The following is a 21,772-nucleotide window of genomic DNA, read 5'->3' on the forward strand; positions in this document are numbered from 1 at the left end:
TCCATCCGATATTCGGATGCGGATGACCACGGGATAGCTCATGGGTTCCCCCGGGGGACCCGCCGGCGTTGAGGCACAGCGTGAGCCAGCCAAGAATCTTGGACGAGGTTCCGCACGCAAATCTAGTAATAAACGTCGAGAGAAGTGAGTTCCCCAGTGGTGTACGCGATTGTCCGCGCAGGCGGCCGCCAAGAGAAGGTTTCCGTTGGAGACTTCGTTACCCTGAACCGCGTCCCCGGTGGAGCCGGCAGCACCTTCGAGCTGCCCGCACTGCTCCTGGTAGACGGTGACAAAGTCATGTCTGCTGCTGCGGACCTGGCCAAGGTAACGGTTACGGCTGAGATCCTCGAAGACCTCCGTGGTCCGAAGATCGTCATCCAGAAGTTCAAGAACAAGACCGGTTACAAGAAGCGCCAGGGTCACCGTCAGGAATTGACCAAGGTCAAGATCACGGGTATCCAGTAACTCTTCGTTACTGTTCAGGTTTCCAGCAGATCCCCCAGAATTTTTGAAGGCAGGCATTTCAAATGGCACATAAAAAAGGTGCGAGCTCCACTCGCAACGGTCGTGACTCCAACGCCCAGTACCTCGGCGTGAAGCGCTTCGGCGGCCAGGTCGTTTCCGCAGGCGAGATCATCGTCCGCCAGCGCGGCACCCACTTCCACCCGGGCGCCGGCGTCGGCCGCGGCGGGGACGACACCCTGTTCGCCCTGACCCCCGGTGCGGTCGAGTTCGGCACCCGCCGTGGTCGTCGCGTTGTGAACATCGTGGCTGCTGCAGCTGCAGAGTAACAACTAGTTCTAGTCGGTGGAGCGGGCCATGTGGTCCGCTCCACCGGTGTTTTAACCGCATTACAATCATCTTGGGCCCCTAGGCGGACCCGGGGAACAGCACTGAGGAGATCCACGTGGCGAGCTTTGTAGACCGGGTAGTACTGCATGTATCCGGCGGTACCGGCGGCCACGGCTGTGTCTCCGTCCACCGGGAGAAGTTCAAGCCCCTCGGCGGTCCCGACGGCGGCAACGGCGGCAACGGCGGCGACGTCATCCTCCGCGTCGACCCGCAGACCACCACCCTGCTCGACTACCACCACGCCCCCCACCGGCACGCCACCAACGGCGGACCCGGCATGGGCGACTGGCGCGGCGGCAAGAACGGCGAAACCCTCATCCTTCCGGTGCCCGAGGGCACCGTGGTCAAGACCAAGGACGGCGAGGTCCTTGCCGACCTCGTCGGCGAAGGCGCCGAATTCGTCGCGGCCGCCGGCGGCCTCGGCGGGCTCGGCAATGCCGCCCTTTCCTCCCAGAAGCGCCGCGCCCCCGGCTTCGCGCTGCTGGGCATCGAGGGCGAATCCAGCGATATCGTCCTGGAGCTGAAGTCCATCGCGGACATCGCCCTGGTCGGCTTCCCGTCGGCCGGCAAGTCCAGCCTGATTGCCGCGATGTCAGCGGCCCGGCCCAAGATCGCCGATTACCCGTTCACCACCCTGGTCCCGAACCTCGGCGTCGTCCAGGCCGGTGACGTCCGCTTCACCATCGCGGACGTTCCGGGCCTGATCGAAGGCGCCAGCGAAGGCAAGGGCCTGGGCCACTACTTCCTGCGCCACGTGGAGCGCTGCGCCGCCCTCGTGCACGTGCTGGACTGCGGAACGCTCGAATCGGACCGCGACCCGCTCTCCGACCTCGCAGTCATCGAAGCGGAACTCGAGAAGTACGCGGTGGACATGAGCTACGCCGGATCCGACGGCGAAGTGGTGCCCCTGAACCACCGCCCGCGCCTGGTCGCCCTGAACAAGGTGGACCTGCCGGACGGCAAGGACATGGCCGAATTCGTCCGCCCGGAACTCGAATCGCGCGGCTACAAGGTGTTCGAGATCTCCGCCACGAGCCACGAGGGCCTCCGCCAGCTCGGCTTCGCCATGGCGGAAATCGTCCAGGCAGCCCGCAAGGAGCTCGCCGCGACCCCGCCCAAGGTGCACGCCCCGGTCATCAAGCCCCGCGCCGTCAACGAATCCGGCTTCACAATCCGCCGTGAGGAGAAGGGCCTGGAACCGCTGTTCCGCGTCCTGGGCGAGAAGCCCGTGCGCTGGGTCAAGCAGACCGACTTCACCAATGAGGAGGCCATCGGTTACCTCGCGGACCGCCTCGCCAAGCTCGGCGTCGAAAACGAACTCTTCAAGCTGGGCGCCAAGCCCGGCGACATGGTGGTCATCGGCGAGGACGACGGCGTCGTCTTCGACTGGGAGCCGACCATGATGGCCGGCGCCGAACTGCTGGCCTCGCCGCGCGGCACCGACGTGCGTTTTGCGGACATCGGCGACCGTCCCACCCGCGGGCAGAAGCGCGAGGAGCAGATCGAACGCCGCGAGGCCAAGGCTGCCGCCCGCGCCGAGCTCGAAGCCGAGCGCAAGGCCGGCATCTGGACCGAATCCGTCAGCGGACGCCGGGCTGTCACGCCGGTCAAGGAGAGTGGACTGGGCGCAGCAGATGACGAGTAAAACCGCCATCGTGCGGGACCCGGTCGACCGCGCCGTCCCCGACCGGTCCGCGCTTTCCGGTGCCCGCCGGATCGTGGTCAAGGTCGGTTCCTCCTCCCTGACCAGCATCAAGGGCGGCATCTCCGAGGAGGCCGTGACCGGTCTGGCCGATGCCCTGGCGCACAAGCGCAACGAAGGCGCCGAAATCATCCTGGTCTCCTCGGGCGCCATCGCCGCCGGGCTGGCCCCGCTCGGGCTGGCGAAACGCCCCCGCGACCTCGCCACCCAGCAGGCCGCAGCCAGCGTGGGCCAAGGCCTGCTGATGGCCCGCTACACCCACGCCTTCGGTGCCCACGGCGTCACCGTCAGCCAGGTGCTGCTGACCGCCGATGACTTCATGCGCCGCAGCCAGCACGCCAACGCCTTCCGGGCCCTGGACCGGCTGCTGAACCTCGGCGTCGTGCCCGTGGTCAACGAAAACGACACCGTCGCCACCCACGAGATCCGCTTCGGCGACAACGACCGGCTGGCGGCCCTCGTGGCACACCTCGTCCGCGCCGACGCGCTGGTGCTGCTCTCCGACGTCGACTCCCTCTACGACGGGCCGCCCTCCCACGGTGCCCGCCGGATCCCGCATGTCACGGGCCCGCACGACCTTGACGGCATTTCCATCGGCAGCACCGGCAAGGCCGGAGTGGGCACCGGGGGAATGGTCACCAAAGTGGAGGCGGCCATGATCGCCGCGGGCTCCGGCATCCACGCCCTCGTGACCTCGACAGGTAACGCCGCCGCGGCGCTGGCCGGGGAGGACGTGGGGACCTGGTTCTCGGTCAACGGCTCGCGCAAGCCGATCCGGCTGCTGTGGCTCGCGCACCTGGCGTCCGTGGAAGGAACCCTCGTGCTCGACGACGGCGCCGTCCGGGCCGTGCGGGACCGGCGCACCTCGCTCCTGCCGGCCGGCATCACCGCTGTCCGCGGCTCCTTCGAAGCCGGTGACCCGGTGGAGATGGTTTCGCCGGACGGCACGGTGATCGCCCGCGGGCTGGTCAACTACGGGTCCGAGGAGCTGCCGCAGATGCTGGGCCGGTCCACCAGGGAGCTCGGCGAGGCCCTCGGACGCGGATATGACCGCGTGGTTGTTCATGTTGACGACCTCGTGCTGGTCTAAGCCACCCGCTCACCTAAACTGGAAGCATGACTGAGGCCCTGACCCCCCGCTCTGCCGTGCTCGCCGACAAGCTGATCGCCGACGGCCTGATTCCTGCCGACGGCCTGGTTCCTGCCGACGGACCGTCGGAGGGCGCCCGCGAGGTCCCCGCAGGTCAGGATGCGGCAGAAAACGCCGCAGAAACCGGCGAAACTGTCGACGTGGAGGCCGCCGTCAACGCCATCGCGGACCGGTCCCGCCACGCCGCGCGCCGCATGGCCCGGGCAAACCGTGCCTGGAAGGACCGGGGCCTGCGGGCGATTTCGGCCGCGCTGCTCGAGGGCAGCCGCCAGATCCTCGCCGCCAACGCCAAGGACGTCGCTGCGGGACGGGCCAATGGCACGTCCGCGGCCATGCTGGACCGGCTCACCCTCACCGACGCCCGGATCAAGTCCCTCGCCGGCGCCTTGGAAAACCTCGCCACTCTTCCCGACCCCGTGGGGAACGTGGTGCGTGGCCAGACGCTCCCCAACGGGCTACGGTTGCGCCAGATCAACGTGCCGATGGGCGTCGTCGGCGCCATCTACGAGGCGCGCCCCAACGTCACGGTGGACATCGCCGGGCTAGGCCTCAAGAGCGGCAACGCCGTCATCCTGCGCGGCGGCACCGCCGCTGCCGCCACCAACGCGGCCCTGGTGACCATCCTCCGGGACGCACTGGAATCGGTGGGCCTGCCGGCAGACGCCGTGCAGACCGTGGACCAGTACGGCCGCGAAGGCGCCAACGCCCTGATGCGGGCCCGCGGCCGGGTCGATGTCCTGATACCCCGCGGCGGCCGCGAACTGATCCAGTCCGTCGTGACCAACGCCGCGGTCCCCGTCATCGAGACGGGGGAGGGCAACGTGCACATCTTCCTCGACGCCTCCGCCGACGAGGACATGGCCGTGGAAGTCCTGCTGAACGCCAAGACCCAGCGCCCCAGCGTCTGCAACACCGTCGAAACCCTGCTGGTCCACTCGGGCTCCACCGTGCTGCCCGCCGTCGCCGCCGCCCTCCGAGCCGCCGGCGTCACCCTCCACGCCGACGAACGGATCCGGGCCGCACTGCCGGCGTCCATCGAGTCAGTCCCCGCCACGGACCACGACTGGGCCACCGAGTACATGGACCTGGACCTCGCCGTGGCTATGGTGGACAGCCTGGATGACGCCGTCCGGCACATCCGCACGTGGTCCACCGGGCACACCGAGGCGATCCTGACCAACGACCTCGCCAACGCGGAGCGCTTCATCGCCGAAGTTGATTCGGCCGCCGTGATCGTGAACGCGTCCACGCGGTTCACCGACGGCGGCGAGTTGGGGCTCGGCGCCGAAGTCGGCATTTCCACCCAGAAGCTGCACGCCCGCGGCCCGATGGGACTCACCGAGCTGACCACCACCAAGTGGATCGTCCAGGGTGAGGGCCAGATCAGGGCCTAGCAACGCTGTAACATGGAACAGAAGTCCGGAACGGCGGGAAGAACCGCCGTCGTCAATTCTTGAAGTCATTAGGGGAGAACATGCTGTCGCAGCAGATCGCCACAATCGTCGCCGCCGCCGGCGAGTCCGGCCACGAGGAACTCGCGCCGCTCGTTGCACCGCCATTCGTCATCGGCGCTGCAATGTTCGCAGTCCTGCTGTTGCTGATGTTCATCACGCTGTCCTACTCCAACCTCGGCCGGCGCCACACCGCCGTCGAGGAGCACTCGGACCCGCACCGCCAGCACCCCAACAAGCACGACCACGGCCAGGGCCACTGATATTTCCGTGACCGGAAAGCAGGACGGCGCCAAGCGCCGCGTGCGTCTCGGAGTGATGGGCGGAACGTTCGACCCGATCCACCACGGGCACCTTGTCGCCGCCAGTGAGGTTGCTGCGGAGTTCGAGCTGGACGAAGTCGTGTTCGTGCCCACCGGCCAGCCGTGGCAGAAGATGAGCAAGAAGGTCAGCGAGGCCGAGCACCGGTACCTCATGACCGTCATCGCCACGGCATCGAATCCCCGGTTCACGGTGAGCCGGGTGGACGTGGACCGGCCGGGCCCGACCTACACGATCGACACGCTGCGGGACCTGCACACGCTGCGGCCCGACGCGGATCTGTTCTTTATTACCGGCGCGGACGCCCTGGCCCAGATACTTTCCTGGAAAGACATCGACGAGCTGTGGTCCCTGGCGCACTTCGTCGGAGTCACCCGGCCCGGCCATGTGCTTGACGGCATGGGCCGCAAGGATGTCAGCCTGCTCGAAGTCCCGGCCATGGCCATCTCGTCCACGGACTGCCGTGCCCGCGTCGCGGCCGGCGATCCCGTCTGGTACCTCGTGCCCGACGGCGTGGTCCAGTACATCGCCAAATACGGCCTGTACGACGACGACCCGGACCCCGTGGCGGATCCGGCGGGAACAGCCGACGGAATTGAAGCAGAGAATGAAGCGGCCCGGTACAGCCGGGCAGCCCCAGTAAACGAACACGCCAGCACTGAATGAGTCGGGAATGAGTCAGGAACAACCACCCATCCGCAGCCGCCGCGAACTCCGCCAGGCTCGGGATGAACGCCTGGAAGCGGGCCGGGAGCCCGGCACCGCGGCTCCCGGCGCGGTTGGACCTGCCTCAAAACCACCGGCCCCGCAGGCCGGAGCCGGCACACCGGCTGGTCCCGGTGAGCCTACCGCCGCTGAAATCACCGCACGGAGCCGCCGCGTGGCCGACGGCCCGGTGGACTACGTGCGGACCCCGGTGGGGGCCGAAAGGTCCTCGCAGATCCGCGCGCGGGACCGTGCTGCGCTGCGCACCATCAAGGAACTCGCCGAAAAAGAAGGCAATCTGGCAGCCGGTGGGCCCCCTACGCGCCGCCAGTTGAGGCTGATGCAGCTGGCGGCGGAAACCGCCCCGGCCACCGGGGCCAGCCTGACCGTTCCCGCCGCTGACCTCGGCGCCCCGGGCCCCGAAGGACAGCCCGACGGGATGACGGCCGAGCAGGCCCTCGCGGCCCGTGAGCTTCTGGCCCAGCAGGCACACAACCAGCTGGCCAAGATGAAGCACATCGTGGCTACTGACCCGGACGCCGTCGATCCCGAGGTGCTGGCCGAGCAGATTGCCCTGGCCGAACGGATCGCCGTGCTGAACCGGCGCGCCGCAGCGAAGCAAAAGCTGGCCGAACAGGCCAGCCAGCCGGCCCCGCCGCGGAATGACCCGTCCGCCGCCAGCAACCTGGCCATGGTCACCCCTATGGAATTTGAGCACATCCCCGGCGTGGAGGTGCCTGTCATGAAGCGCCCTGCCACGTCGCACGTACCGGTCGTCACCCATCCCGGCCCCCGGGTGGAAGGCCCCCGGAAGTCCGGCGGGCGCCATCCCGGCGCCTCCCGGCAGCGGACCGTCCCGGCAACAGGCCGTGCCGGTATGCCGGCCAGCGGCGAGGCTGTCGCCGAAGACGCGCCCCCGGCCGCTACACGCGCGGACCCGGCGGTGCCGCCCGCCGCGGTGGCCAACGCGGCGGAGGAGGAGTTTGCGGGGAGAAATCCGGTGGCAGCGAACTCCGCTTATGGTCTCGATCCGCTCGACGCAGCCACCGCAGGCCTCAGCCGGGCCCGACGGCTCCGCATAGTGCAGGTCGGTGTGACGGCGCTGGGGATCCTCGCCCTGATTGCCGGCATCACCCTGATCATTACCGGCCTCGCGGGATAGTTGGCCCGGCCTTCTTCCGGCGCCGCGCCGCCCCGTTTCCCTTCAAGCATCTGCCCCAAAGGTTTTACCCCAACAAGGAGTCCCGTGACTGCAACAGAATCATCCATCGCCACAGCCCGCAACGCAGCCCGCGCTGCTTCCGAGAAGCTCGCCAATGACATCGTGGCCCTGGACGTCAGCGAGCGGTTGGCCCTGGCCGACGTCTTCCTGATCGCTTCAGCCCCTTCCGAGCGGCAGGTCAACGCGATCGTGGACGGCATCGAAGAAGAACTCACCAAGTTCGGCCTCAAGCCGACCCGCCGCGAAGGACGCTCCGGCGGACGCTGGGTCCTGCTCGACTACTCCGACGTCGTCATCCACGTCCAGCACGAGGAGGACCGCGTTTTCTACGCACTCGAACGCCTGTGGAAAGACTGCCCCGTCGTGGACCTGCAGCTCGCCGAGCACGCATCGACGAAGGCCGCAGCCGCCTCCGAATCGGAGTAGGCTCTCCGTAGCGCCCGGCGGAAAGCGCGAATATGCCCGATTTGGAATTTTCCGAAAGGCTGTTCTAAGATATTTGAGTTGCTTCGGAGAAATCCGGACAAACAACCGGACCCGGAAGCGTAAGCCGACGGGGCGGAGCAACGAAAATATGGGGCTGTGGCGCAGCTGGTAGCGCACCTGCATGGCATGCAGGGGGTCAGGGGTTCGAGTCCCCTCAGCTCCACCCGCGAATCCGCCGGAATCGAAAGATTCCGGCGGATTTTTTTGTGCCCCAGTCGTCTAGCGTGCGGGTTGTCCGCCCTATGGCCGAGGCGCCGCGTGCCGATTCGCGTCTGCCGCGAATGTGGTTTAAGATAAACAGGTTGCTTCCGGGAAGTTGGTTCTTCCCAGCAATGTTCGGGGCTGTGGCGCAGCTGGTAGCGCACCTGCATGGCATGCAGGGGGTCAGGGGTTCGAGTCCCCTCAGCTCCACCGAAGAGGTCCTGCTCACCGAGCGGGACCTCGTTTGTTTAACGGCCGGGACGTCGCCAGGTGACAGGGTGACCGGCTGCTTCACCGGCTGCCATGTCGTGCTGTCCTGGCCCCGGCCGGGCTAGCATTGCAAGGTGAGCGAGGCACCTCTGGCAGCCGACGTCGTCGTGATCGGCGCCGGGCAGGCCGGACTCTCGGCCGCCTACCACCTGCGGCGCCGCGGCTTCGTCCCTGCCGGAACCGGCACCGCTGCGGAGCCGGAAGCGCCGGCCCCGACGTACGTGGTGCTCGACGCCGAAGACGGACCCGGCGGGGCCTGGCGCCACCGCTGGCGGAGCCTGCGCATGGCGACGGTAAACGGCATCAGCGACCTTCCGGGCATCCCGCAGCCCGGAGTGGACCCGGACGAGCCGAGCTCAAGCTTCCTGACCCGCTACTTCGCAGGCTACGAGGAGCACCTCGGGCTCGCCATCCTGCGCCCGGTCAAGGTGCGCGCGGTCCGCAGCGAGGACGACAGCTGCGACGGCCGGCTCAGGATCTCCACCTCCCGGGGCAGCTGGTCCGCGCGCGCCCTGATCAACGCCACCGGCACCTGGAGCCGGCCGTTCTGGCCCATCTACCCGGGCCGCGCGAGCTTCCGCGGGCGCCAGCTGCATGTCGCGGACTACGTCTCGGCAGAAGAGTTCCGCGGCCGCCACGTGATCGTGGTGGGCGGCGGCATCTCCGCCGTGGGCCTGCTGGACGAGATCTCGCAGGTGACAACGACCACATGGTTTACCCGCCGCGAACCTGTGTGGAGGGACGCCGAGTTTGACCGGCAGGCGGGACATGATGCCGTCGCCCTCGTCGAGGAGCGCGTCCGGCAGGGGCTGCCGCCCCAGAGCGTGGTGTCCGTGACAGGGCTGATCAGGACTCCGGCCCTTCGTGCCGCGGCCGCTCGCGGCGTGCTCGAGCGCCACCCCATGTTCACAGCGATCGAACCCGGGGGAGTCCGGCTGGCCGACGGCGGGTTCCTCGCCGCCGACGTCATCCTCTGGGCCACCGGCTTCCGGGCCGAACTCGAGCACCTCGCGCCGCTGCACCTGCGGGGTCCCGGCGGCGGCATCGCGATGGACGGCACCCAGGTGGCTGCCGAGCCGCGCGTCCACCTGGTGGGTTACGGTCCGTCATCGTCCACTATCGGGGCCAACCGGGCGGGCAGAGCCGCGGTGACGGGAATCCTCAGGATGTTCGCGGAGCAGGATAAGTTGGGTACAGGCCCTGGACGAGAGGGCTCCTCAACGCCCGGGCCTGACCAGAAGATGCGGGCCTGAACAGACAAGGCGGCAGCTCGCGCGTGGCGGACACCAATCTCGAATCGTTCTTTTCCCGGTTGCGGAGGTTTCCGGACGTCGAGGCCGCCAACCTCCAGGCCTGGGACGCCACGGACAGGCTGCTGCTGGAAACCGCGGCCGGACTGCTGACGCCCGGCACCCGGCTGGCCGTGGTGGGGGACCGCTACGGCGCCCTGACCCTCGGCGCACTGTCCCTCGGCGCTGCCGGACCAGTGCGCGTCCACCAGGACCTCGTCACCGGCGAACGCGCGCTGCGCAACAATGCCGACTCCCTCGGCCTGCGGGGCGGAGGCGTGCCGGGCGGCTTCGAACAGCACCCGCTCGGACCGGCACTCCTGGAGGGGGCCGCCGTCGTGCTTCTGCAGCTGCCCAAGTCGCTGGCCGAGCTGGAGGAAATCGCCGACGCTGTGGCCCGCTACGCCGCGCCCGAGGTGGTGCTGCTGGCAGGCGGGCGGGTCAAGCACATGAGCCTGGGCATGAACGCGGTCTTGGAACGTTACTTCGGGGATGTCCAGCCCCAGCTCGCCAGGCAGAAGTCACGGATCCTGCGAGCGAGCAGCCCGAAAGCGGTTCCGGCCGCGCCGCCCTTCCCGGTCGGCCAGGAGAACGCGGACCTGGGGCTCACGGTGTGCGCGTACGGCGCTGTCTTTGCCGGCACGGGGCTGGACATCGGCACCCGGTTCCTTCTCGAGTTCCTGCCGCAGCTGCCGGCGGCAGGCCATGCCGTCGATCTCGGCTGCGGCACCGGTATCCTCGCCGCGATGTACGCCAAGGCAAATCCCGGCGCCCGGATCACCGCCACCGACCAGTCCGCCGCCGCCGTCGCTTCGGCCCGGGCCACCGCTGAGGCCAACGGTCTCGGGCAGCAGATCGAAACACTCCAGGACGACGCCATGGCCTCGCTGCCGGCCGGAAGCGCGGACCTGATCCTGTTGAATCCGCCTTTCCACGTCGGCGCGGCCGTCCACGCCGGTGCCGGTATCAAACTGATCGAGGCCGCCGGGCGGGTGCTGGCCCCGGGCGGGGAACTCTGGACGGTCTACAACAGCCACCTGCACTACCGGCCGGCGCTTGAGCGGCTAGTCGGACCCACCCGCGAGGTGGGGCGGAACCCGAAATTCACGGTCACGGCAAGCACCCGCAAAACCTCCGAAGAATAAGGCCGCCGGTCAGTGGGCGGGCAACAGTGCGTAACGTACGATTCTGGGATAAGCAGTCCGCAGCCGACGACGATGAGGGGAATCAGTGCCTGAGATCCGCCAGCCATCGCCAAGGCGCGGTACCAACCTGCCCCGGATGGGTGACTTCAACCTGACCGTCATCCTCGACGCCATCCGCCGCACCCCCGGAGGACTGAGCCGCGTGGAGCTGGCGCAGATCGTCGGGCTGTCCCCGCAGACCATCTCCAACATCTCCCGCCGCCTGCTGGACCAGAGCCTCATCGTCGAAGCAGGTAAGGAGGGCGGCGGCCCGGGCAAGCCCCGGACCATGCTCCGGCTCAATCCCTCCGGCATGTACGCCGTGGGTGTCCACCTGGATCCCGCCGTGCTGACCTTCGTGCTGCTGGACCTCGTGGGGGCGGTGGTCAAGCACTCGCGGATCACCACGCCCTCCGGCTCCGATCCCGGTGCCGTCATTGACACCATCGCCAGCGAGATCCAGCGGCTGATCAAAGACTCGGGCGTGGACCGTGCCAGGATCGCGGGCATGGGCGTGGCATCGCCCGGGCCTATCGACCTGGAGGAAGGTACCGTGGTCGACCCGCCGCTGTTGCTCGGCTGGCACCGGGTTCCGTTGCGGGACGCCCTCGCGGCGGCTACCGGTCTCTCCACCCTGGTGGACAAGGACGTCACCAGCGCCGCCGTCGCCGAAACGTGGGCGGGAGGCCCGAGCGGTACCGGCAGCTTCGTGTTCGTGTACATGGGGACGGGGATCGGCTGCGGCATTGTCCTCAATGACGAAGTGGTGCGGGGCACCTCGGGAAACGCGGGCGAGATCGGTCACATCATCGTGGACCCGGACGGTCCGCCCTGCGATTGCGGCAAGCGCGGCTGTGTGAAGTCCTCCTGCATCCCGCAGGTGCTGGTGGCCCGGGGTGTTGCGGCCGGTGTCCTTGACGGCTCGCGGCAGAACAGCAGCGCCCCCGCCGTCCAGGAGAGCTTCGCCGAACTCTGCACCGCCGCGTATGCCGGGGACGCGAAAGCCATGGAGATCATCGAACATTCCGCCGTGCTGGTCGCACGCGCCGTTTCGGCGGTCACCAACACCCTGGATGTGGACCGCGTGGTCTTCGGCGGTCCGTTCTGGAGCGGCCTCTCCCGGTCCTACCTGGCCCGGATTCCCGGAATGATCGAGGAGAACAGCGACACCCGCAAGATCCACGCCGTCGAGGTGGTCGGAACCGGCGTCGGCGAGGACGTCGGGGCAGTGGGCGCCGCCTGCCTCGTCCTGGAACACACGCTTGCCCCGCGGTCCCAGCGCCTCCTGCTCGAGGGCTAGGCGCCTGACCGAGGGATAGGGGCCTGCTCGAGGGCTAGGCGCGCCTTCAGTCGATGTCTTCCAGGATGGTGCCGAAGGGGATGGTCTCATCGACGTGGGCCTGGTGGTCGTGGGGATGGAACACCACGCGGACGCCATGCGACTTGTCGGCCGCGGACTGCATCAGCACGGGCCGGACCGCGTTGATGAAACTCTCGCTCTTGCCGAAGAGATACTCCTGGTAACTTGCTGGAAGCTGGATCATGGCAAAAGGATAGACCCGCACTGCATGGGTTGGGGAGTGCTCCGCCCCGCTATTGTGGGCCAGCGGCCGCCCCGGGCCGTACTCGGTAATTGCGAACAAAATTCTGCCGGGGACCGCTAACTGCCGTAAAGCCGCGTCTTAATTCGACGAGGGGCTTGAATGGGCCTTCCGCCGCCCCTAGAGTTCTATACAAGTTACCGAGGTAACGTGTCAGCGATCCTCCGCAGAGGGCCAGCCCATTGGAAATCACGGGCTGCCCAGGAGGGTGTGGGTGCCCCCATGTGGGCCTGACATTTGCTCACGGACAACTTCGTTCCAGGCGTACCAGTCGCGGCTGCGTCCTGCCGAAGTTCCCTCCGTGTTCCCCAAACTCAATTCACTCCCGCCGGAGCCCACGTTTCGGGCCATCCGGCGGCAGTGTTCACAGCCAAGGACGCAAATGTCACCACCAAGCCATATCGAGACCCATCCCAATCTTGCCGGAGCTGCCCCCGTGGCGCTCTCCTACGAGCTGTTCCCGCCGCGGTCTCCCGCCGCCGCCGAATCGCTATGGACCACCATCGCGGAACTGGAAGCCACCAGCCCGGACTATGTCTCCGTGACCTACGGCGCCAGCGGTTCCAACCGGGACACCGCCGTCGAGCTCATCAACCGCCTCGTGCAGGAAACCACCCTGCGGCCGCTGGCGCACCTGACCTGCGTGGGCAATTCCCCGCAGGAGCTCGCCGAAATCATCGGTGAACTGCTGGACGTCGGCGTGCGCGGCATCCTGGCCCTGCGGGGTGACCAGCCCAAGGACGGCGGCGTTCCTCCCGAGGGATCGCTGCGCTACGCCCAGGACCTTATCGAACTCATCCGCCGCGTGGAGCAGCGCCGCTCGGCCCTGCTGTGTGCCGGCAAGGTGGCCGTCGGCGTCGCCGCGTACCCCACCCGGCACCCGGAATCCCCGAGTGAGGCGCATGACATCGAGGTGCTGCTCGCCAAGCAGCGTTCCGGTGCCGACTTCGCCATCACCCAGGTCTTCTTCCACACCGAGCAGTACGCGGACCTCCTGACCCGTGCGCGCCGGGCCGGCGTCACGATCCCCATCATTCCGGGCGTCATGCCGCTGACCAGCATCCGGCGGCTCACCCGCCTCAGCGAGCTGACCGGCGTGGAACCGGCCCCGGAACTGATAGAGCGGCTCGCCGCCGCCGGATCCGACGCCGAACGGGCGCGGATCGGGGTCGGCGCCACCGTTGACCTCGCCAACGCGGCGCTGGACGCCGGGGCCCCCGGCATCCACCTCTATACCTTCAATGAACACACGGCAGCGCTTGATGTGCTGGACAGGCTCGCCCTGCCCCGCCCGCGCCGTACGGCGCACGGTGCCGTCCGGCACAGCCCGGAGCCGCGCATTGCCGCCCGCCAGCTCGCCAGCTAGCCACCCCCTTCCTTTTCCTCGAACTCCCAACACCAAGGACCTCCCATGACTGAAAACAACACTGCCAACCCCACTCCGTTCCCGGGTGCCTCCATCCTGGGCTACCCGCGTATCGGACGCCGCCGGGAACTGAAGAAGGCCGTCGAGGCCTACTGGGCCGGCAAGATCGACGCCGCCGCCCTGGACGCCGCCGCCAAGGAGATCCAGCTCGGCACCGCCAAGCGCCTCCAGGAACTGGGCCTCACCGAAGCCGCCGCCGTTCCCGGCACCTTCTCCTACTACGACCAGGTGCTCGACGCCGCCGCCCACCTGGGTGCCGTGCCCGCCCGCTTCGGCCAGCTCCTCAACGCCGAGGGCCAGCTCGACATCGACGGCTACTTCACCCTGGCCCGCGGCACCAAGGACCAGCAGCCGCTGGAAATGACCAAGTGGTTCGACACCAACTACCACTACCTCGTCCCCGAGATCGGCCCGGAGACCAGCTTCACGCTGACGTCCAACCGGATCGTCGAGGAGTTTGAATATGCCCTCGCCAACGGCGTTGAGAGACCCGCCCGTACCTTGTCGGCCCGGTCACCTTCCTGCTGCTGAGCAAGGCCTCCGACGACGCCCCGGCCGGCTTCAGCCCGCTGTCCCGCCTCGAGGACGTCCTCCCGGTGTACACCGCTTTGCTCGGGAAGCTCGCCGCCGCCGGCGCCAGCTGGGTCCAGCTGGACGAACCCGCCCTCGTGGTGGACCAGGACACCCCGGCGTCGGAGATCCAGGCCGCCGTCGCCCGCTCTTACGAGGCCCTCGCCGCCGTCGCGGACCGTCCGCAGCTGTTCGTCTCCACTCCTTACGGCGCCCTCGACGGCCAGCTCGGAACCCTTGCCGCCGCCGGGATCGACGCCCTGCACCTGGACGTCTTCAAGGGCGGGGTCCCTTCGGCCGCCGCACTGGCCGCGCTGGGCGACAAGACCCTGGTTGCCGGCGTCGTGGACGGCCACAACATCTGGCGCAACGACCTCGCCGCCTCCGCAGAGAAGATCGCCGAACTGCAAAAGTCCGTCGGTAAAATCGCCGTCAGCACCTCCACCTCCACCCAGCACGTACCGCACGACGTCGAGGAGGAGACCCAGCTCTCCGAGCAGCTGCGCAGCTGGCTCGCGTTCGCGGACCAGAAGGCCGTCGAAGTGGTCACTCTGGCCGGCCTGCTCACCGACCCCGCCACCGGTGTCCAGACAAGGGATGTGCAGCCGGCCATCGACGAGGCAACCCGCATCATCGCCGGCCGCGCCGGCGCCGAGGGCGTCCGCCGTGCAGAGGTCCGGGCCCGCACCGCCGCCCTGACCGACGCCGACTTCAGCCGCTCCGACTACGGCGTCCGCGAGGCCGCGCAGACCGAGGCGCTGCACCTGCCGCCGCTTCCCACCACCACCATCGGCTCGTTCCCGCAGACCGGCGAGATCCGCACCGCCCGGGCCCGCGCCAACAAAGGTGAGCTCAGCGGCGAACAGTACAAGCAGCTCATGAAGGACGAGATCAAGCGCGTCGTCGAACTCCAGGAAGGGCTTGGCTTCGACGTCCTGGTCCACGGGGAGCCCGAGCGCAACGACATGGTCCAGTACTTCGCGGAGAACCTCGAGGGCTTCGACGTCACGGTCCACGGCTGGGTCCAGTCCTACGGATCGCGCTGCACCCGCCCGTCGATCCTGTGGGGCGATGTCACCCGCAGCGCCCCGATCACCGTGGAATGGGCCCAGTACGCGCAGTCCCTGACCAACAAGCCGATGAAGGGCATGCTCACCGGTCCGGTCACCATCCTCGCGTGGTCCTTCGTCCGCGACGACCAGCCCCTCGGTGAGACCGCCAACCAGGTGGCCCTTGCCCTCCGTGACGAGATCGCCGACCTCGAAGCCGCCGGCATCAAGGTGATCCAGGTGGACGAGCCTGCCCTGCGCGAGCTGCTGCCGCTGCGCAAGGCCGACCAGGCCGCGTACCTGGACTGGTCCGTGAAGTCCTTCCGGCTGGCTACCTCAGGCGCCGGGGACAGCACCCAGGTCCACACGCACCTGTGCTACTCCGAGTTCGGCGCCATCATCGACGCGATCGACGGCCTCGACGCCGACGTCACCTCGATCGAGGCGGCCCGTTCCCGCATGGAGGTTGTGAACGACCTCGAGTCCCACGGCTTCGGCCGCGGCGTGGGCCCGGGCGTCTACGACATCCACTCGCCGCGCGTTCCGGGCGAGCAGGAAGTCACCGAACTGCTCAGCACCGCCGTCAAGCACGTTCCGTCCCGCCAGCTCTGGGTGAACCCGGACTGCGGCCTGAAGACCCGCGGCTACGCCGAGACCGAGGAGTCCCTGCGCAACCTGGTCTCCGCCACGAGGACGGTCCGCGCGGGCCTGCTCGAAGCGGCCCAGTAGCAGCCAGTAGCAGCCCGAATAACGACGCCGGCCGGTCACCTTCGCAAAGGTGACCGGCCGGCGTCGTACGTTCTAACCATCGATTGCTCCCCACCGGCTCCCTCGCCTCGCAAGCTCGGCCAGGGAACCCTGCCGGCGTTGGGCCCACTGCCCTTTTGAGGGCTCAAAAGGGCAGTTGCGGAGCAATCGATTCAGGGCTCCCAGACGATCTCGTCGTCGACCACACCGTCCTCGTCCGCGGAGGCAACCAGGACCTCGTCGGTGAAGTGCGCGCCCAGGGTGAAGTCCAGCACGAAGTAGCGTTCCGGCTGGCCCGGGTAGATGCCCACATGGCCCAGCTTCAGCGCCTTGAGGAAGACCTCGTCGGTCAACTGGCTTGGGTTCTGGACGCCGAACACCTTCTGCAGGTGTTCACTCTTGATGGCGTTGCAGTGGAAGTGCCGGTACTCCTGCGGGCTGGTGCCGTCCTGTTCCAGCTCCTCGGCGATCATGTCGCGGACCTGGTCCACGAGTTCGGGCAGGAAGCGCAGCCGGTAGTCGACCTTGCGCAGGGCCGCTTCGTCGAAGTGGTCATGCGCATTGACGTTGAGATCTAGCTCCACGGTCTGGCCCGCAACTTCATGCTGGGCCTTGAAGCTGTGTTCCCTGCCGTGGTTGAGCTCGACCTCACCGAAGTGCTTGCTCGCTACCTTGTTCATATCTTCAACATAGACCTGAAACCCGGCCCGTTCCAGCATTGGCAGGCTTTTGTCCGGGACCGCAGCGGCCGCCAGGGCGGCGCGGGGACGCTAGTTCTCGCCGAGCCAGTGCAGGGTGTCGCCCAGCAGCTCCATGAACAGCTGCACCTGTGCCGACTGCTTGTCGTTGATCAGCAGGGCGAAGACATTGCGGGCCAGCCGGATCTCCGGGACGTCCAGGACCACGACGCCGGCCGGGCGGTGAAGCAGGGCAAGCTCCGGAACCAGGGCGGCGCCGAGCCCGGCGGCCGCCATCTCCAGGCTGGCGTGGAAGTCGTCGCTGTACGCCACCACGCGGGGGTGCAGGTTGCAGCTGGCGAAGAGCCGCTCGATCACGGTGGCATCGCTCGTGCCCGGGTGGTGCATGATCCAGGGCATGTCCGAGAGGTGGTCCGCGGCGACCTTCGACTCCGTGCCGATTCCCCAGGCGGCCGGAAGCACCACCCGGAAGTTGTCGTCCCCGATCCACTGCCGGTTAATGGTGTGCGGCCAGGCGAGGCCGGACTGTCCCACCTGGTAGACGAGGGCCACATCCAATTCGCCCCCGGTACGCAGGCCCTGGATGGTCTGGGCGGGCTCGGCCACGGAGACGCGCAGGTCGATTCCCAGCTTCTTCCACGCGGGATTCTGCAGGATCCGGGGCAGCACGTAGGTGGCGAGGCTCGGGAAGATGCCGAGCCTCAGTTCCTGGCTTGAGGCCGTCTCCGTCCGGGAGGCTGCTGCCAGCAGCGTTTCGATGTCCGTGAGCACCTTCGCGGCGTGCCGGGTCATGACGACGGCGGCTTCCGTGGGCTGGATGCTGCGGGCCGAACGCTGGAAGAGGACCACGCCCGTGTCGCGTTCGAGGGCGGACATCTGCTGCGAGATGGCCGACGCCGTGTAGCCGAGCCTGCCTGCTGCCGCCGCAAAGGAACCCAGCCGGATCACCTCAACGAGGGTCCGCAGATGGACGGGGTTGATCACGGACTGCCCTTCGCCTGGTAGCTGAAATCCCGCTTCATTCTGGCACACCCGGGTGGCGGGAGGTCGGGGGAGCGCTTACCGGCGAAGGACCCGGGAGGCACCCCGCGGAAAATTCATACTCATCCGGCTGCCCGGCTGTCCCGAATTGTCCATACAACGATTCACCAGGACGAGTCCGGTAAGCCGACAGGAGCAGATCAGTGCCGCAACAACCAGGAATTCCGGAGGGCCGGCGCATAGCCGTCATCGGCAGCGGGGTGGCGGGACTCACCGCCGCCTATGTCCTGAACCGGAAGGACAACGTCACCCTCTTCGAGGCCGACTCCCGGCTGGGCGGCCATGCCCACACCCACGACGTGCCGCAGGCGGACGGCTCCGTCCTGGGCGTCGACACGGGCTTCATCGTTCACAACGAGCGCACTTACCCCACGCTGCTGCGGCTCTTCGCCGAACTCGGCGTCGAGACCCAGGAGTCGGAAATGAGCATGTCCGTCCGCTGCGACGGCTGCGGGCTGGAATACGCCGGCGCCCGGGCCAACGGGCGCGGCATATTGCCGCGGCCGTCCACGCTGCTGCGCGGCCGGTACTTGCTGATGCTGTTGGAGGTCTTGCGTTTCTACCGGCGGGCCCGCGCCCTGCTTGCCGCCACGGAGCCCGCCGCGGGCGCTCCCGGCACCCCCGCCGCCGCGGCGAAACTGACTCTGGGGGAGTTCCTCGCCCGGGAGAAGTTCAGCGCCTACTTCATCTCGCACTTCATGACCCCGATCGTCAGCGCCGTCTGGTCCTGCGACCCCGCTACCGCGCTGGCCTACCCGGCCCGGTACCTCTTCACCTTCCTGGGGCATCACGGCCTGCTCGGCGTTGCGGGCTCACCCCAGTGGCGCACCGTCACCGGGGGTTCCCGCAGCTACGTCGACAAGCTCGCCGCCACCCTGCCGGACATCCGCCTCTCGAGCCCCGTCACAGGTGTCCGCCGCCACCCCGGCGGCGTGGAGCTGACCACGAAGCACGGCCCGGACACCAACAAGACCGAGAACTTCGACGCCGTCGTGATCGCCACCCATCCGGAGCAGGCGCTGCGGATGCTCAGCGATGCCTCGCCCGCTGAGAAGGAAGCACTGGGCGGGATGCCGTACTCGGTCAACCACACCGTCTTCCACCGCGACGACGCCGTGCTGCCCTCCAGCGGCAACGCCAAAGCCTCCTGGAACTACCGCCTGCCGTCCTGCGACGCGCGGCCCGACAAGGTGCTGGTCAGCTATGACATGACCCGCCTGCAGCGGCTTGAACCGGCGGACGGCCGGCCCTACATCGTGAGCCTGGGGGAGTCCGAGCTCATTGCAGACGCCACCGTGCTGGACCGGATGGTCTACGAGCATCCGCAGTACACCCCGGATTCGGTCCGGGCCCAGCAGCTGATCCTGGAGCTCGGCGACAACCACCTGGCCTTTGCCGGCGCGTACCAGGGCTGGGGCTTCCACGAGGACGGCGCGCTCGCCGGCGTCCGGGCCGCGGCGCGGCTGGGACGCGACTGGGACGGGCCCGCCGTCGTGCTCAATGAGCAGGACCGGGCCGTTCCCGCTGATCCGGACCTCATGGCCGTATCCGGGGAGGGCGCATGAGCGCAACTGCAGCGATCTACCGCACGTCCATCGCCCACGTGCGGCGCACCCCGCTCCGCAGTGCCTTCACCTACCGCAGCTACAGCTGGTATGTCGACGTCGACAACCTCCCGGCGCTGCCGCTCCTGCTTCGGCCGCTGGCCGGCTTCCGGATCAGCGACCACCTTGGTGATCCCGAGGGCACGTTGCGCGGCAACGTGGAACGCTTTCTGGCCACCCGTGGGATCGCGCTCGACGGCGGACGGATCAGCATGCTGGCCAGTGCCCGCGTCCTGGGGCACGTGTTCAACCCGTTGAGCCTGTTCTGGTGCCACGACTCGGCAGGGGAGCTGCGCTGCGTCGTCGCCGAGGTCCACAACACCTATGGTGAACGGCACTGCTACGTCCTCGAACCGGACAGCGCCGGCCGGGCCCGCGTGCCCAAGGCCTTCTACGTCTCCCCGTTCAACGAGGTCGACGGCGAGTACCGGATGAAACTGCCGGTACCCGGGGAACGGCTTGCCGTCGCGATCGTCCTGGAGCGGGAGGGGCACCAGCCCTTTGTCGCCACCATGGACGGCGAACGGCGCGAGGCCACCGTCATGGCCATTCTCGCCACGGCGCTCGCGGTCCCGCTGGCGCCACTGCGGGTGAGCGCCCAGATCCGCTGGCAGGGCATCAAGCTCTGGGCACGCCGGCTGCCCGTCATCAAAAGACCACACCATCCCGCACAGGAGGCAGTTCAGTGACAATCACCGAAGCGACCGGATCCGCCGCAGGGCGCGGCCAAGCGGCAACACCCGCTGCACGGCCCGCCACTGTCCGGGGCCGGGTGCCATACGCAGCGCCCGGGGCCCCCCGCACCGTGGACGCCGCACTCTGGCCCGCCATCGCCACGGTTCCCTCGGGCCTCCTGGCCCGGGTTGCGGGCCGGGCCGCGGACGCCATCTTCAAAGCTGCCGTCCGCCGGCTTCCGCTCGAAGTCCGCTATCCCGACGGCAGCGTCCTGGGGCAGCCCTCCTCGCCGGACGGCGCGCCCGGGCAGACACCGGGAGATGCGTACCCGGTGATGACCATCCACCGGCCCGCGGCCTTCGCCGCCCGGCTTGGTGAGGGCGGCCTGATCGGCCTGGGCGAGTCCTACATGGCGGGCGACTGGGATGCCGACGACCTCACCGCGGTCATGGAGGTCTTTGCCGCGCGGGTCGGGACCCTCGTGCCGGAGCCGCTGCAGAGACTGCGGGGCCTGTATGTTCCACGCCAGCCGCGGAAGGAACGCAACACCGAGCAGAACACCCGCTCGAACATCTCGCGGCACTACGACCTCTCCAACGAGCTCTTCGCCACCTTTCTGGACGAGACCATGACCTACTCCAGCGCGCTGTTCCCGGAATCCGGGCAGGCCCTGAAGGGCGTCGGCTGGGACGGGCTGGCGTCCGCGCAGCGGGCGAAGATCGACCGCCTGCTGGACAAGGCCGGCGTCGGGCAGGGGAGCCGGGTGCTGGAGATCGGTACCGGCTGGGGCGAACTGGCCCTCCGGGCCGCCGCCCGCGGCGCCACCGTGTACTCCGTCACGCTCTCCAGCGAGCAGCAGGAGCTCGCCCGCCGGCGGATTTCCGACGCCGGCTACGCCGACGCTGTCACCATCGAGCTCAAGGATTACCGGGCGGTGGAGGGCGAGTATGACGCCGTCGTCTCGGTGGAGATGATCGAGGCCGTGGGCTACGAGTACTGGGCCACGTACTTCCAGACGATCGAGCGGGTCCTCGCTCCGGGAGGGAAGGTGGCCATCCAGGCCATCACGATCAGCCACGACAGGCTGCTCGCCACCCGGTCCGGCTACACATGGGTGCACAAGTACATCTTCCCGGGCGGCGTGATCCCCTCGGTGCGGGCCATCGAGGACATCACCGAGAAGCAGACCGGCCTCCGTGTCCGGGAAAGGCTGGCCATGGGCGAGCACTACGCGCAGACGCTGCGGCTCTGGGAGGAGCGCTTCGGGGCCCGCGCAGAGGAGGTCCGCGGCCTCGGCTTCGATCAGATCTTCCAGAGGATGTGGCTGTTCTACCTGTGCTATTGCCGCGCCGGCTTCGAGACCGGATATCTGGACGTCCAGCAGATCGTGCTGGACAAGCCTGCCGCCGGCTAGGGCCGGGCAGGGGAGTTGCAACGCGAAAGGCGGGCACCGCACAGTGTCCGCCTTCTTCGTGTTTCCGGACACTACATGTGGTGTCCGCCGCCACCGGAGGGGACCTGCCGCCGG

The 21,772-nt window shown here is 68.3% G+C and carries 19 protein-coding genes, 2 tRNA genes and 1 pseudogene; 19 read left to right on the plus strand and 3 right to left on the minus strand.

Annotated features, from left to right (window positions below; genetic code table 11):
- The first annotated feature begins 156 nt into the window (after positions 1 to 156).
- The 14 genes from rplU (at position 157) to QFZ65_RS09200 (ending at position 12,133) form a co-directional block, all read left to right on the plus strand.
- The gene (gene rplU / locus QFZ65_RS09135) at positions 157 to 465 is read left to right on the plus strand and encodes a 50S ribosomal protein L21 (protein ID WP_306912541.1); all 309 of its coding nucleotides are present in this window, start codon (positions 157 to 159) and stop codon (positions 463 to 465) included.
- A 62-nt stretch (positions 466 to 527) separates the two neighbouring features.
- Complete coding sequence (gene rpmA / locus QFZ65_RS09140; RefSeq protein WP_009372867.1) at positions 528 to 791, plus strand: 50S ribosomal protein L27; 264 nt, start codon at positions 528 to 530, stop codon at positions 789 to 791.
- Positions 792 to 907: 116 nt separating this feature from the next.
- The gene (gene obgE / locus QFZ65_RS09145) at positions 908 to 2,497 is read left to right on the plus strand and encodes a GTPase ObgE (protein WP_306909805.1); all 1,590 of its coding nucleotides are present in this window, start codon (positions 908 to 910) and stop codon (positions 2,495 to 2,497) included.
- Complete coding sequence (gene proB, locus QFZ65_RS09150; protein ID WP_306909806.1) at positions 2,487 to 3,644, plus strand: glutamate 5-kinase; 1,158 nt, start codon at positions 2,487 to 2,489, stop codon at positions 3,642 to 3,644. Before obgE ends, proB begins: the two co-directional genes overlap by 11 nt.
- Positions 3,645 to 3,670: 26 nt before the next feature.
- A complete protein-coding gene (locus tag QFZ65_RS09155; RefSeq protein ID WP_306909807.1) occupies positions 3,671 to 5,098 on the plus strand; it encodes a glutamate-5-semialdehyde dehydrogenase in 1,428 nt (475 codons plus the stop codon).
- An 80-nt stretch (positions 5,099 to 5,178) separates the two neighbouring features.
- On the plus strand, positions 5,179 to 5,418 hold the full coding sequence (locus QFZ65_RS09160) for a hypothetical protein (RefSeq protein WP_306909808.1): 240 nt from the start codon (positions 5,179 to 5,181) through the stop codon (positions 5,416 to 5,418).
- 55 nt (positions 5,419 to 5,473) lie between these two features.
- Positions 5,474 to 6,142 carry a nicotinate-nucleotide adenylyltransferase gene (gene nadD / locus QFZ65_RS09165; protein ID WP_373427638.1) on the plus strand — a complete coding sequence of 223 codons (669 nt, stop codon included), beginning with the start codon at positions 5,474 to 5,476 and terminating at the stop codon, positions 6,140 to 6,142.
- 7 nt (positions 6,143 to 6,149) lie between these two features.
- The gene (locus tag QFZ65_RS09170) at positions 6,150 to 7,343 is read left to right on the plus strand and encodes a hypothetical protein (RefSeq protein ID WP_306909810.1); all 1,194 of its coding nucleotides are present in this window, start codon (positions 6,150 to 6,152) and stop codon (positions 7,341 to 7,343) included.
- Positions 7,344 to 7,427: 84 nt separating this feature from the next.
- The gene (rsfS, locus tag QFZ65_RS09175; RefSeq protein ID WP_306909811.1) at positions 7,428 to 7,829 is read left to right on the plus strand and encodes a ribosome silencing factor; all 402 of its coding nucleotides are present in this window, start codon (positions 7,428 to 7,430) and stop codon (positions 7,827 to 7,829) included.
- Positions 7,830 to 7,979: 150 nt separating this feature from the next.
- Positions 7,980 to 8,052, plus strand: a tRNA-Ala gene (locus QFZ65_RS09180).
- A gap of 175 nt (positions 8,053 to 8,227) precedes the next feature.
- Positions 8,228 to 8,300, plus strand: a tRNA-Ala gene (locus tag QFZ65_RS09185).
- 134 nt (positions 8,301 to 8,434) lie between these two features.
- Complete coding sequence (locus QFZ65_RS09190; RefSeq protein ID WP_306909812.1) at positions 8,435 to 9,613, plus strand: NAD(P)-binding domain-containing protein; 1,179 nt, start codon at positions 8,435 to 8,437, stop codon at positions 9,611 to 9,613.
- A gap of 23 nt (positions 9,614 to 9,636) precedes the next feature.
- Positions 9,637 to 10,794 (plus strand): methyltransferase, encoded by a 1,158-nt coding sequence (locus tag QFZ65_RS09195; RefSeq protein ID WP_306909813.1) that lies wholly within the window; start codon positions 9,637 to 9,639, stop codon positions 10,792 to 10,794.
- Between the two features lie 136 nt (positions 10,795 to 10,930).
- The gene (locus tag QFZ65_RS09200; protein ID WP_306909814.1) at positions 10,931 to 12,133 is read left to right on the plus strand and encodes an ROK family transcriptional regulator; all 1,203 of its coding nucleotides are present in this window, start codon (positions 10,931 to 10,933) and stop codon (positions 12,131 to 12,133) included.
- Positions 12,134 to 12,179: 46 nt separating this feature from the next.
- Here the strand turns inward: QFZ65_RS09200 and QFZ65_RS09205 are convergent, their stop codons facing one another.
- Complete coding sequence (locus QFZ65_RS09205; RefSeq protein ID WP_306909815.1) at positions 12,180 to 12,377, minus strand: hypothetical protein; 198 nt, start codon at positions 12,375 to 12,377, stop codon at positions 12,180 to 12,182.
- 439 nt (positions 12,378 to 12,816) lie between these two features.
- On the opposite strand from QFZ65_RS09205, the gene QFZ65_RS09210 reads away from it, so the two are divergent.
- Both QFZ65_RS09210 and metE read left to right on the plus strand, forming a co-directional pair.
- Entirely contained in the window at positions 12,817 to 13,800 is a 984-nt protein-coding gene (locus QFZ65_RS09210) for a methylenetetrahydrofolate reductase (protein ID WP_306909816.1), read from the plus strand.
- A 45-nt stretch (positions 13,801 to 13,845) separates the two neighbouring features.
- Positions 13,846 to 16,208, plus strand: a pseudogene (gene metE, locus QFZ65_RS09215) (5-methyltetrahydropteroyltriglutamate--homocysteine S-methyltransferase).
- A gap of 191 nt (positions 16,209 to 16,399) precedes the next feature.
- On the opposite strand, the gene QFZ65_RS09220 reads toward metE, so the two are convergent.
- A complete protein-coding gene (locus tag QFZ65_RS09220; RefSeq protein ID WP_306909817.1) occupies positions 16,400 to 16,906 on the minus strand; it encodes a DUF2004 domain-containing protein in 507 nt (168 codons plus the stop codon).
- Positions 16,907 to 16,996: 90 nt separating this feature from the next.
- Positions 16,997 to 17,908, minus strand: coding sequence for a LysR family transcriptional regulator (locus QFZ65_RS09225; protein WP_306909818.1), 912 nt, complete (start codon positions 17,906 to 17,908; stop codon positions 16,997 to 16,999).
- Positions 17,909 to 18,108: 200 nt separating this feature from the next.
- On the opposite strand from QFZ65_RS09225, the gene QFZ65_RS09230 reads away from it, so the two are divergent.
- Genes QFZ65_RS09230 through QFZ65_RS09240 form a run of 3 tightly spaced genes read left to right on the plus strand, consistent with a single transcriptional unit; the run spans position 18,109 to position 21,658 of the window.
- Entirely contained in the window at positions 18,109 to 19,530 is a 1,422-nt protein-coding gene (locus QFZ65_RS09230) for an NAD(P)/FAD-dependent oxidoreductase (RefSeq protein ID WP_306909819.1), read from the plus strand.
- The gene (locus tag QFZ65_RS09235; protein WP_306909820.1) at positions 19,527 to 20,258 is read left to right on the plus strand and encodes a DUF1365 domain-containing protein; all 732 of its coding nucleotides are present in this window, start codon (positions 19,527 to 19,529) and stop codon (positions 20,256 to 20,258) included. The genes QFZ65_RS09230 and QFZ65_RS09235 overlap by 4 nt, the downstream gene beginning before the upstream one ends.
- Positions 20,255 to 21,658 (plus strand): cyclopropane-fatty-acyl-phospholipid synthase family protein, encoded by a 1,404-nt coding sequence (locus tag QFZ65_RS09240; protein WP_306909821.1) that lies wholly within the window; start codon positions 20,255 to 20,257, stop codon positions 21,656 to 21,658. Before QFZ65_RS09235 ends, QFZ65_RS09240 begins: the two co-directional genes overlap by 4 nt.
- Positions 21,659 to 21,772 lie beyond the last annotated feature (114 nt).

Source organism: Arthrobacter sp. B3I9, assembly GCF_030816935.1.
Classification (GTDB): domain Bacteria; phylum Actinomycetota; class Actinomycetes; order Actinomycetales; family Micrococcaceae; genus Arthrobacter.